This window comes from Clostridium sp. HV4-5-A1G (assembly GCF_900184915.1).
In the GTDB taxonomy this organism is placed as follows: Bacteria; Bacillota; Clostridia; order Clostridiales; family Clostridiaceae; genus Clostridium_B; species Clostridium_B aromativorans.
This window is the reverse complement of record NZ_FXYI02000117.1, coordinates 1-11,263: the sequence shown is the minus strand read 5'-3', so window position 1 is coordinate 11,263 and position 11,263 is coordinate 1. Positions and strand designations below refer to the sequence as shown.

General features: G+C 33.3%; 12 protein-coding genes. 11 read left to right on the top strand and 1 reads right to left on the bottom strand.

The genetic code is table 11. The features are described from left to right. Positions 1-73 precede the first annotated feature (73 nt). The 11 genes from J5G60_RS12375 (at position 74) to J5G60_RS12325 (ending at position 11,050) form a co-directional block, all read left to right on the top strand. Positions 74-1,159, top strand: coding sequence for a zinc-dependent alcohol dehydrogenase (locus J5G60_RS12375; protein WP_190972245.1), 1,086 nt, complete (start codon positions 74-76; stop codon positions 1,157-1,159). Between the two features lie 42 nt (positions 1,160-1,201). Further along, positions 1,202-2,413 carry a four-carbon acid sugar kinase family protein gene (locus J5G60_RS12370; protein WP_150358279.1) on the top strand — a complete coding sequence of 404 codons (1,212 nt, stop codon included), beginning with the start codon at positions 1,202-1,204 and terminating at the stop codon, positions 2,411-2,413. Between the two features lie 56 nt (positions 2,414-2,469). Further along, complete coding sequence (gene pdxA / locus J5G60_RS12365) at positions 2,470-3,504, top strand: 4-hydroxythreonine-4-phosphate dehydrogenase PdxA (RefSeq protein WP_207708019.1); 1,035 nt, start codon at positions 2,470-2,472, stop codon at positions 3,502-3,504. Positions 3,505-4,594: 1,090 nt separating this feature from the next. Next, a complete protein-coding gene (locus J5G60_RS12360; RefSeq protein ID WP_150358278.1) occupies positions 4,595-5,473 on the top strand; it encodes a hypothetical protein in 879 nt (292 codons plus the stop codon). Positions 5,474-5,481: 8 nt separating this feature from the next. Then, the gene (locus J5G60_RS12355) at positions 5,482-7,476 is read left to right on the top strand and encodes an AAA family ATPase (protein ID WP_150358277.1); all 1,995 of its coding nucleotides are present in this window, start codon (positions 5,482-5,484) and stop codon (positions 7,474-7,476) included. Positions 7,477-7,537: 61 nt separating this feature from the next. Beyond that, on the top strand, positions 7,538-8,545 hold the full coding sequence (locus J5G60_RS12350; RefSeq protein WP_150358276.1) for a recombinase RecT: 1,008 nt from the start codon (positions 7,538-7,540) through the stop codon (positions 8,543-8,545). A 145-nt stretch (positions 8,546-8,690) separates the two neighbouring features. Continuing rightward, positions 8,691-9,140, top strand: coding sequence for a hypothetical protein (locus J5G60_RS12345; RefSeq protein WP_150358275.1), 450 nt, complete (start codon positions 8,691-8,693; stop codon positions 9,138-9,140). Positions 9,141-9,142: 2 nt separating this feature from the next. After that, complete coding sequence (locus J5G60_RS12340) at positions 9,143-9,385, top strand: hypothetical protein (protein ID WP_150358274.1); 243 nt, start codon at positions 9,143-9,145, stop codon at positions 9,383-9,385. Positions 9,386-9,404: 19 nt separating this feature from the next. Further along, positions 9,405-9,779, top strand: a complete 375-nt coding sequence (locus J5G60_RS12335) for a helix-turn-helix domain-containing protein (protein ID WP_150358273.1) — start codon at positions 9,405-9,407, stop codon at positions 9,777-9,779. Positions 9,780-10,015: 236 nt separating this feature from the next. Further along, entirely contained in the window at positions 10,016-10,300 is a 285-nt protein-coding gene (locus J5G60_RS12330; RefSeq protein WP_207708018.1) for a hypothetical protein, read from the top strand. Positions 10,301-10,324: 24 nt separating this feature from the next. Then, the gene (locus tag J5G60_RS12325) at positions 10,325-11,050 is read left to right on the top strand and encodes an MBL fold metallo-hydrolase (RefSeq protein WP_150358272.1); all 726 of its coding nucleotides are present in this window, start codon (positions 10,325-10,327) and stop codon (positions 11,048-11,050) included. Between the two features lie 102 nt (positions 11,051-11,152). On the opposite strand, the gene J5G60_RS19210 is transcribed toward J5G60_RS12325, so the two are convergent. Further along, positions 11,153-11,263 (bottom strand): transposase (locus J5G60_RS19210; RefSeq protein WP_190972244.1); only part of this gene is annotated, 111 nt, incomplete at its 5' end.

Here is an 11,263-nt window from a genome sequence, read left to right as displayed (position 1 = left end):
TAATTACTTAAATAGTTAAAAGATGATAAATGTTAAATTAATATATTATAATAATTTGAAAGGAGATAGTTTTATGGAGATAATGAAAGGTTTAGTTTCTTTTCCAAATGGGGATTTAGGGTTAAAGGAGGTACCTGTACCTCAGATTGGTAAAAACCCTTATGCACCACATGATGTACTGGTAGAAGTTTTATATTGCGGTGTTTGCGGCAGTGATGTTCATAGATGGAAAGACAAAGAAGCAAAAATTTCAGATAAAGAATTTGTTGTCGGACATGAAATCGTAAGCTTGGTAAAAGAAGTAGGAAAAGAAGTTACTACAGTTAAACCTGGTGATAGAGTTGTTCAGGAAATTGTAACAAACTATTGTGGACATTGTGCAGCATGTAATGAAGGAAGATATAATATTTGCAATACAATTACACCTATGGAAGGCAGAGCTCATTTTACTACAGGAGGGGGATTCGCTAAGTATACAGTATGGCCTGAATGGCAATTACACAAATTACCTGACAATATAACATCAGAGGAAGCAGTACTTATGGAGCCAACTGCTGGTTCTGTCCACACTGTTATAACAAGAATGAAAGTTAAAGCTGGTGAATCTGTAGCAATATTAGGTTCTGGTGCAAGAGGTATACTAATGGCTCAGATTTGTAAAGCTATAGGTGCTGGCCCTGTAATTATTACAGGAATAAATAGGGATGAAAATTTTAGATTAAAGAAAGCAATAGAATTAGGAGCAGATTATGCAGTAAATGTTGAAAAAGATGATTTACGCTCAAAAATAAATAAAATAACAGGTGGGAAAGGTGTAGATGTGGTACTTGAGAATACAGGAGCCGTTGAACCTGTATTGCAATCTCTTGATATAGTTCGAAAAGGAGGAAGAATATGCTGGGCTGGTGGCGGCATTGTTGAAGGTGCAGTTGTTCCGGTGGACACATATAAAATAATTGTCAAAGAGCTTGATATAAAAGGTGAAATATCACAAATACCATATGATTGGTTGGCTGCAATCAAACTAGTTGAAAGTGGAAAAATTAATTTGAAGCCTCTTGTAACACATGTATATGAATTGGAACAATGGCAGGATGCATTTAAGTTAGCAGCTGATAGTGCTGAAGCACTTAGAGTTGCTATTAAACTTAAACAATAACAGCATTGTATTTAATTACAAACGCGTGAGGAGAAGTATATCATGGATAATTTTCTAATAATTGCAGATGATTTTACAGGAGCGAATGATACAGGTGTTCAACTAAAAAAAAGAGGTATAAAGACAAATGTTATACTTAACCATAAATATATAAATGCAGGTAGATCTTATGTAATAGATACAGAGTCCAGAAATATACCGCAAAATGAAGCATATGAAAAAATGAAAAATATAGTATCAACTGCACTAAAGTTTAAATTTGATTATGTATACAAAAAAATTGATTCAACATTAAGAGGTAATATTGGGGCAGAGATTAAAGCTATAAAAGAAATTTATAAACCTGATATTATAATCTTTGCTCCGGCTTATCCGGATAATGAGAGGGTAACAATCAATGGAATTCATTTGATGAATAATGTTCCTATAACTAAAACAGAAATAGCAAATGATCCTAATAAGCCAGTAAAAGAGGATAACGTAAAAAGGTTCTTGGAACTTGAAACAGGTGAAAAAGTAATTCATATAAAGTTAAAGGATATTAAAGACGAAAAATTTGAATTTCAGAATCATGATTTTATAAGCTTTGATGCTGAAACAAAAGGTGATTTAATAAATATATCAAAATATGTGCTAAATCTGAATAAAAAGGTTTTATGGGTTGGTTCAGCAGGCCTAATGGATGCTATGTTAGATGTGTTATATGCTACTAATCCAGTTCTATGTTTGATTGGAAGTGTAAGCGATATTTCTAGACAACAAGTTAAATATTTATCTAAAAGAAGAATTAGAATAGTAAGATTGGATATTGCGTCACTTTTAAATGGGATGAATGAGAGTAATATAATAAGTCAAGCAGTAAATTCATTGAATAATGGATATGATACAGCACTTGTAACGGCATTATCACATAATGATTATGATATGGCTATAAAAGTAGGTAATGAAAAAGGAATAAGTAAAGAAGGCGTAAGCAAATATACTCAAGAGATAATCGGTAAAATATCAAAGCAAATAATTTTAAGAACTAAGTTATCTGGAGTGTTTATAACTGGTGGTGATGCCTCAATTAGTTTTATTAAGTATGTTAATGCCTATGGAACGGAAATAATTGGTGAAGTACAAACAGGTATTCCTTTAGAGATAATTAGAGGAGGAGTATTCAATGGATTAAAAATTATAACAAAAGCAGGTGCATTTGGGAACAAAGAGTCCATATATTATTGCATACAAAAAATAAAAGAAACCTTATAATAAGTTATAGTTTAATTATACAATATAAAGATTTTAGTAATGAAAGGATGAAACAAATGGTTGACAAAAAACCGATACTTGGTATTACAATGGGAGATCCCGCGGGAATAGGTCCTGAAATTGCGGCAAAAGCCCTGGCAAAAGAAAGAGTGTATGAAATATGCAGGCCTATAGTTGTAGGCGATGCCAATGTTATGACACAGGCAGTGAAAATCGCCAATGTAAATCTAAAAATAAATAGAATTTCAGATGTGAATGATGCAATGTTTGAGTATGGTACTATGGATGTGTATGATCTTGAAAATACAGATATGCAGCATCTTGTTCATGGGAAAGTATCAGCTATGGCAGGAAGAGCAGCTTTTGAATCTGTAAAAAAAGTGATTGAACTTGCCCTGGATAAAAAGATAGATGCTACCATAACGGGACCAATTAACAAGGAAGCGATGAATCTTGCCGGATTTCATTATTCAGGTCATACTGAAATATATGCGTACTATACAAAAACTAAAAATTATACCATGATGCTGGCATGCGGTAATCTAAGAGCTGTCCATGTGTCTACTCATGTGTCCCTAAGAGAAGCTTGTGATCGTGTAAAAAAAGATAGAGTGTTTGAAGTAATAAAGCTTGCAAATGATACATGTAAAAAGCTTGGAATAAATAGTCCAAAGGTAGGGGTAGCAGGTTTAAATCCACATGCCGGAGAAAACGGTATGTTTGGTTTTGAAGAGAAAGAAGAAATAGAACCTGCTATAGAAAAAGCAAAGAAAATTGGAATAAATGTTGAAGGACCTGTGCCTCCTGATACAGTGTTTTCGAAAGCGAAAGGCGGGCAGTATGACATAGTGGTTGCAATGTATCACGACCAGGGTCATATTCCCATGAAAGTCGTTGGATTTAACTGGGACGAACAAAAGAAAAAGTGGACTTCTGTAAGTGGAGTCAATATAACTCTTGGACTTCCCATAATAAGAGTTTCAGTAGATCATGGAACTGCTTTTGGTAAGGCTGGAAAAGGTACAGCTAATGAAGAAAGCCTTATTAATTCTATAGAATATGGTGTCAAATTTGCTAATTCTAAAAGTTGAACAGAAAACTTGTAATTCCATAAAATATTAATTAATGCAAAAATGCCTGGTGATATTCATCTTTCCAGGCATTTTATATTAATATTCTTGAGCATGGAGGAAGGCGTTATAAAGGGATGGGAATGAGAGAGGATAACCTGTTGGGTGATATAAATAGATTTTCGGGGTTCAATAATAATTATATTCTTCATTGACGCAGTATATAGTATAAAAATTTTTTTAAAATAATAAAAAATTCTTCTGGATTTTTAGAAGAATACCCTGTCCTGAGATCCATGGGTTCAGCCTTCCTGCAAAAAGAACAAATGGCAAAAATAAGATCACTCTAAATGAATGGTCTTTGTTTTTGTAAACACACACCTGATAATTTATCGCTTACTTTTAGTAAATAGAGGTGTTTTTCTTATGAGAAAGTTTTATATTTCTTGCTATGATATCCTTATAATTGCAATATTGCTTATAGTATTGAATGCTAATAATATTGCTTATGCAAACAAATTTAATGTAAGTACTAACAAATTTGAAAATGAAAGCGTTCAGAAATTGTCTAAGGAGGTATTCTTAACTTTAAATAATACAAATTGAAAAAATAAAAAAATGTTAGGATTCAGTGCAAGGATAAAAAATTTGCAGTAATATTTATGCATGACACTTATTATAAACATTTTACAGTAGAATCACTACTCGAAATGATATCATATTTAAAAAAGTAGGGATTTATCTTTAGAACATTTGAAGATTTAACGGAAGCAGAAGAAAAAGAAATGATAAATCTTGGAATAATAAAATAAGTAAATAGTATGAAGTGGAAATGAGTGTATATCTGATTCTTATATGCTTTTATAAAAGTATCTTGATAGAAAATAAGTCAGGATACTTTTTTATGTCTAAATAATATATTAAATATTTAAACTAACTAATTTTTTTTGCTCTATTTTTACCACATATTAAGTATATAAGGAAATTGGTTAATGCTCATGTGGGTAACATTTAGTATCGGCTGTATGGCCTAAATATTGATATTTAAGACTGTCTTTAAGGCAGTTTTTTATATATAAAAAATAAAGAAAAAAGGAAAGGTGGATGTATTATGAGTCATTTTGCAGTTGCAGTATTTACAGAAGAAGGAGGAAAGACAGTAGAGGAGTTACTGGCACCATACCAGGAGAACAACATGGGTGATTGTCCGGAAGAATATTTGCAGTTTATAGATGTCGAAGACAGGGAACTTGACAGTTACAGGAATGAAGAAATCGACATGGTAAAATGTCCCGACGGAAAATTATTATATCCATGGGATGAAAGGTTTAAGAAAATGAACATAAATGAAATACCTTATGGATACAAAAAAGTTAAAGTCAAATTCACAGAAATATATTCGTCATTTGACGAGTATATGGAAGAATATTGCGGATTTTCTAAAGACTCAGATAGAAATAGGTATGGATACCGGGAAAATCCAAATGCAAAGTGGGACTGGTATCAAATAGGCGGTAGGTGGTCCGGACTGCTAAGGTTAAAGCCACTTGCCACATCAGGGAATTATGGAACAAGAAGCTGGACCAATGAAGAAGAAATAATTCCTGAGAACAGGGTGGATTCAGCAAAAATAAAAGACATAGATTTTTCAGTAGATAGAAAAGAATATGAAAGGTTTATCAGGTTCTGGAAATTAAAAGTTGATGGTGATGCACCAAAGGATGAAAAGGAGAAAGAGCTTTTAAAGTGGGATATCTACAAGAAAGAATACTATGTAGACAAATATTCCAGTAAAGAAGAGTATGCAAGAATAGAAAGCTCATTTGCCACGTATGCCGTAATTACCCCAGATGGAAAATGGCATGAAAAAGGCAAGATGGGATGGTTTGGTTTTGGATCGGAATCAGATGAAGAGGACAAACATTGGAATAAAAGCTTTGAAGAGATATTTATAGATACGGCAGATCCGGATTTAAATGGAAAGAAGTGAAAATAAAGATGTGTAAAAAAATATTTTTGGAAAAGCTGGTTCTTAAAAATTTCAAGGGAATTAAAGATCTTACTGTGGATTTTTCAAAGTTAACTGATATCTATGGAGATAATGCCACAGGCAAGACTACACTATTCGATGCCTTCATGTGGCTGCTTTTTGACAAGGACAGTCAGGATAAGAGCAGGTTTGATGTGCAGCCTCTGGATGAAAATAACAATGTTGTAAAAATGGTTGAGACCGAGGTTGATGCGGCTATCAGGGTAAATGATACTGAAATTTTGCTTGGAAAAGTGTTGAGACAAAAATGGGTTAAAAAGCGTGGTCAGGTTGATTCGGAATTCAAGGGATATGAGACAACATATAGTGTTGACAATGTACCCAAGAAACAAAATGAATACAAAAAATTTGTAAGTGAAATCATACAGGAGGATATATTCAAACTCATTACCAATCCAGTGTATTTCAGTACAAATATCAAATGGCAGGATAGGAAAAAAATATTGATGGATATCATAGGTGAAGTTACAGATGAGGATGTAATTGATTCAAAAGAAAGTTTGAAACCTCTGGCAGAATTATTAAAAAACAAGAGCATAGAGGAGATCAAGAAAAGCATAAATGCTACAATCAAAAAATTAATCAAGGAAAAGGAATCAATTCCGCCTAGAGTGGATGAAAAGAGAAGAGAGCTTAAGGATGACATTGACTTCAGCGGTCTGGATTTTAGAAAGGCTGGAATAGTTGCAGGTATAAAAAGCCTGGAAGAAAAGCTCATTGACAAATCTAAGATAAATGACGAACTACTGGCAAAAAAGGATGAGCTGTATGCCCTTAAATCAAAGCTCAAAGATATTGAACATGGAGAAATGAAAAAATCTGAAAGTGTCAAAAACAAAATATCAGAAAAGCTGAGAGATATAAACAGCCAGATAGCTGAAATTAAATTCAGCATTAAATCACTGGAGATTGAAAAGGCTAATAACCTTAAAATGGCCGGAAAGATGGAGGTGGAGATTAAAAGCTTGAGAAGTGAATGGCATAGGGAAAACAAGAAGGTTTTTAAACTCCCTGAAAATGCGCGCATCTGTCCGCTCTGTAAAAGGCCCTTCTCAGATGGTGATATTGCAAAGCACCAAAAAGAGTTGCAAGAGAATTTCAGAAAAGAAAGGGCTGAAAACCTTAAAAAAATAACCGCCAGGGGTCAGGCAAAAGCCGATGAATTTAAGAAGTATAAAAAAATCATATCTCAAGAAGATGCTGATTTAAAAACTGCCAGTGAAAAATTAAATTTATTGAACAAAAGAAAGGTGGAATTGCAGAACCAGATCAACAGTTTCAAGTCATCTGTAGATATGGATGGTAATAAGGAATATCAGGAAATATTAAAGCAGATAGGATCTCTTCAGGCTGAATTGTCCAAGCCTGTTAAAGAGGATACACAAATAAAGGAATTAAAAGAAAAAAAGCAGTCACTCGAAATAGAACTTGAAAAAATCAATCGTGAATTGGGATATAAGGATATGAATGAGCAGGTAAATAAAAGAATTAATGAACTTCTTGATAAAGAAAAATCAATAGCTCAGCAAATTGCAAATCTTGAAAAGAGAGATGATTTATGCAATGAGTTCATAAAAACCAAAGTCAAGTTACTGGAAAAAGGCATAAATGAAAAATTCAAATATGTTGAATTCAGATTCTTCAAGCTGCAGGTCAACGGTGGTATAGAGGAAGACTGCGAACCTCTGGTGAACGGCGTTCCCTTCAATACAAGCCTTAACAATGCTGCAAGGATAAATGCTGGAATAGATATTATAAATACTCTGTGCAAACATTACAAGATTACTGCACCTGTGTTTATAGATAACAAGGAGTCTGTTACCAGAATTATAGACACTGATGCACAGATAATTAATCTGATTGTAAGTGAAGCAGATAAAACTCTTAGAATTGAAAAAGGGAATAATGAAAAAACACTGGACAGGTTGGATAGTTGTGCATAATAAGCCAATTATATTGGCGTGATAATAAAAATTTTAAATTTTAAAGAGAGGATTGATATAAATGGAAAATAGGAAATTATCAAAAAATCAGGAGAATCAGGGAAAAGCACCTGTAACGGTAAAAAACATTATAGCAAATGTGAACATCAAAAAAAGATTTCAGGATGTTCTGGGAAAAAGGGCATTTGGATTCATGGCGAGCATTATAGATGTTGCCAACAGTAAAAATTTTGAAAATGTTGAGCCATTCAGCATTGTAAGCAGTGCTCTTGTTGCTGCTACATTGGATCTGCCTATAAACCCCAACCTGGGTTTTGCATATATTGTACCTTACAATGATAGGAAGAGAGGCAAGGTAGCACAATTTCAGATGGGGTATAAAGGATTCGTACAATTGGCAGAGAGAACCGGGCAATATAAAACGATAAATGCTATTGTGGTGTATGAAGGAGATATAAAGCATATAAACAGACTGACCGGAGAGATCGAACTTGATGACAAGAATACAAAGCAGGATAAAATTATCGGGTATATATCGTATTTCAGATTAATAAATGGTTTTGAAAAAGCATTTTTTATGACGGTTGAACAGGTAGAAAAACATGCAAAGAAATACAGCCAGAGTTACAAGAGTCACAAGGACTATATTGTGAAAAGCAGCAGGTGGACAACTGATTTTGATACCATGGCACTTAAAACCGTGATTAAACTTTTACTTAGTAAATATGGGATGCTCAGCATAGATATGCAGCTTGCGCTGGAAACAGACCAGGCACTAATAAAAGGTAGCGTTCTTCGTGATGGAGAACATATCAATGGAAATAATGTTGAATATGTTGACAATAAAAATGCCGTAGATGTCGATTTTGAAGAGGAACTTAAAAATGTCAATTCGCAGGAACTTGATATTGAAGAGGATAGTTCTTCACAAAATGAAAAAACAGGCAAGTCTAATACTTCCGGAAATAAGGATATAAAATCAGACGGAGACAAAAATGGGGACAACCCAAAAAGTGATGATATTCCAGATATTCCAGGACAGACCGAAATGGAAGATCCGGGATTTTAATAGCAAAATCTAAAACATTAATTATTTGATAGTGGCAGTAATTTTCATTGCTGTCACTTCTCAGATAAAAACTGTAATCACCTTGATTACAGTAACTACATACATTATAATAAATATAAAGATTTATTATAGAAGGTGGTTTAATATGGAAATTTTTAATAAAAGAAAACTTAATATTAGAGATACAAAAAGATATTATAGTGATTTAAATAACACGGCATTAAAAGGCCTGGAAATTGTTACATTTAAAGGCATAAATAAAAATGCCAATGAAGATGAAGAAGTAAGCCATATAAAAACATTATATGTTGATTTTTTAATGGGATTTCTAAAGTTTAATCCTGTTGTGGAATCGGGTGAAGAACTTGGAGGCTATACTATAGCATTAAATGAAATAGACATGTATGGTGAGGGCAATACTTTAGATGCTGCAAAGGAAAATTTAATAGATAGTATCTTAGAATATATTGATATTTATATAGAAAAAATTGATTTATTCAATAAGGTTGAAAGTATAGAAAAACAGGTATATATGCTGAAATTAATTCGTTGTGATGGTGACAGAGAAAAACTAAAGAAAGAGATAGGTTTATAATTATGGCGATACGATTTGACATGGGACAAATAAAAAAATTACTTTTATATTTTAATATGAAACCACTTAAAAAAGGTAGTTTTATATATGGAGGTATAGGTAATGATGGAATATACCGTACTTGTAAGTTCGATTATCATAAGGATAACGATACATTAAGGCCCGGTACTGCTAGTGCTATTGCTCATTCATTAAAATTCAAGAATGTCATGGAGATGAAAAATTTCATAGATAAAAATTTATAAAAGAATGAGGGAGATTAAAATGAATGATATGTTGGATTTTGGAAAATTTATCACGGATAAAAGGAAATCACTTGGAATGACATTGAGAGGAATAGCTTCTGAAATAGGAATTGCCCCTGCATATCTCAGTGATATTGAGAAGGGCAGAAGATATCCACCGGATATGGATAAACTTAAACAAATGGTTAAAATCTTAAAATTAACTGAGGATGAAAAAAATACAATGTTTGATTTGGCAGGAGAAGGTAAAAATAAAATAGCACCTGATCTTCCGGATTATATAATGTCATCTAAAAAAGTAAGAGAGGCACTAAGAAAAGCTAGAAAAGTTGCTACAGAGGAGGATTGGGAAGAATTTATCAAAAAGTTAAATAACAAGGAGCAAGGATTGTGATAGAGGTCAATTTATATAGTGGTCTCTATTTTTGTTTATGAAATACCGGTGTGGATTTTAACTGCGCCGGTATTTTCTATTTCAAATAAAAAAATAAATAATCAGACCAACTAATTTTTTTACTCCGTTTTTACCGCATATTAAAAGTGAGAAATAATTTGGTAAACGCCCGATAGGGTAACGATTGATATTGGCCATATGGCTAAAAAATTAATAAGCAAGGGAGATAAATAAAAATGATTCTAAATACGTATAAACCTAAATTCGAGTTGGGACAAATTGTTGTCACACCTGCTGTATTAAAAAAAGTTCCTAAAATAGAAATTGAATTCTGTCTGACACGCCATGCACAAGGAAACTGGGGAGATTTGTCTGAAGAGGATCAGGAGGTAAATGAAGAAGCTCTGAGAAATGGAGACAAAATACTAAGTGCTTATAGAAGTTCTGCCGGTATAAGATTCTGGATCATAACAGAAGCGGACAGGAGTGCAACAACCATCCTTCTGCCTGAGGATTATTAACATAATAGAGGAGGAGATAAGCAATTGGAGCTTAAAGTTTTAGGTTCAGGGAGCCAGGGTAACTGCTTTCTCCTTGAAGGAGAAAGCGGGAGCCTTATTATTGAAGCGGGATTGCCATGGAAAAAAATCATAAAAGGAATGAGCTTTAATATTGAAAATATTTGTGGATGCCTGATTTCCCATGAACATCTCGATCATTCAAAAGCGATAACTGATGTCTTGAATAATGGTGTAGATGTTTATACAAGTAAAGGAACAATTGATGCGTGCAAGGTATCTGGATATAGGATTCACATTGTTGAAAGCAAAAAGCAGTTCACTGTAGGAAGTTTCACTGTAATGCCATTTCAGACTGAACATGACGCAGCGGAACCACTGGGATTTCTTGTGCAGCATGAAGAAATGGGCAAGTTGCTTTTCATAACAGACAGTTATTACTGCAGGTACAAATTTTCTGGACTTGCACATATTATGGTTGAATGTAATTACAGTATGGATATCCTAAATTCAAATTTAGAAAAAGGGTTAGTACATCCTGCCGTTGCCAAAAGACTTCTGACATCACACTTTAACCTTGAAAATGTCAAGGAATTTTTGAAAGTTACAGATTTGAGTATGGTTAAAGAAATAGTTCTACTGCATTTGAGTGACAACAACAGTGATGAAAAAATGTTTGTAGATGAGATTGAAAAACTAACTGGAAAGCCTGTATATGTTGCAGATAGAGGATTAAAAATAGGATTGTTCTAATATAAATCAATACTTTTTCGATAATTTATAAGAATAAATTGAACAAAACTGAAAAACGCAATCCCCTTCTATAGGAGAAGGCTTAGGAGGGGTTAGTTTTTCCTACTCAGAAGGAGTAGACTGGTTCTCAATGTATTGTTCGATAATATCAATGGTGGCACCACCTGTAGAAAGAACAAGGTAACTTTCACTCCAGAAGAAAGGTTTCCAGTA